This window comes from Corynebacterium sp. S5S1, assembly GCF_001913985.1.
GTDB classification, from domain to species: Bacteria; Actinomycetota; Actinomycetes; order Mycobacteriales; family Mycobacteriaceae; genus Corynebacterium; species Corynebacterium marquesiae.
On the sequence record NZ_MKXT01000073.1, the window covers coordinates 1 to 1,171 of the forward strand.

The 1,171-nt window shown below is 62.3% G+C and carries 1 protein-coding gene and 1 pseudogene; both read right to left on the reverse strand.

Going from position 1 to position 1,171, the window contains the following annotated elements; all coding sequences use genetic code 11:
• Positions 1-734 (reverse strand): S8 family serine peptidase (locus BKN05_RS11985; protein WP_286688739.1); only part of this gene is annotated, 734 nt, incomplete at its 3' end.
• A pseudogene (locus BKN05_RS11990) lies at positions 734-1,171 on the reverse strand (type VII secretion integral membrane protein EccD); the annotation flags it as partial. The pseudogene BKN05_RS11990 and the gene BKN05_RS11985, both read right to left, overlap by 1 nt.

The window sequence follows — 1,171 nt, forward strand, 5'->3', positions numbered from 1 at the left end:
CAGGAAACCACTGAGGCGTTGATGACCTGTGCGTCATGGTCAAGCGCGGTGTGGATGGCCTGGGCAAAACTGCTGAGAGTGCCGGTGAGCTCCGGTTCCTCGGCATCGGGTGCGTGCTGATGGTCTGGCGTGTTGTTCGGCTGGCGGGAGCTGTAGTGCGCCGAGGATTGCCGGATGGACAAGATCTGTGCGTTCGGCGCAACGCCCGATTGTTCGGCTCCGATGATGCCCGCGACGATGGTGCCGTGCCCGTCGCAGTCGAGTAGTGGGTTGTTCTCAGCCGGGGAAACCAAATCGGCGACCGGTTCCACGTGCAACTGTTCGTGGTTGAAAACTCCGGTGTCAATAACTGCCACGCGTACCCCGGCTCCGGTGGCGAATTGGTGGGCGGTGCGGTAATCCGTGCCGACGGTGAGCGGCTGTTGGTGGTGTGTGGGCTCGGATCCTGTCTGTTCCGTGCGGCCATAATGGTCTGGCGCAGAACCGGGGGAGCTGCCAAAAGCATCCTGCCAGGGCCTCGAAAATTCAGCCTCGGCTCTCGGAGCCGCCGGAGTTGGTGCCGGAGCCACAATGGGGTCAACGCAGTCAACGGTGCGGCGGACCTCGACGTCGTCACGAGTTTGTGCCTGCGCGGTCGCGGAACCCGTGCTGCCTCCAACCGGGAAGAACATAAAACCATGTAGCCCGAGGGCACCGGCGGTGCTTGCCACTAAAAGCTGCTGTACTTTCTGCATTAACCCAACCCCCGAATCATGGCGAATACTCCGATGACCTGCAGAGCGAGTGGCAAGCATGCGGCAACGGCAAGCGATTCTGCTCGTTCCAGCCACACCATTGTGGTCGGTTCCAGGTCTTGTACTTTTGGCACCCACACCGGGCTTGCCGACGCTGCCACCATGACCACCAACGCCACGCCGATCGCGCCGGGGTGGTCTAGCCCGGCCCAAATGCTGCTGCCGATGGCAATGACTGCGGCTGCGACTACCAGCAGTAATGCCCACACCGCAGCACCGTGGTGGTGCCGGGCGGCATGTAAACAGACCGCACCAGCTACTGCGAGGCACAGCATCTGTGCAAAAATTTCGCCTTCCGTGCCCACTGCCAGCAGTGCGGGAACCACCGTGGCCGCAATGCCGCTGACGATTCCTGCGTGCACATCGTGGGTGCGCTG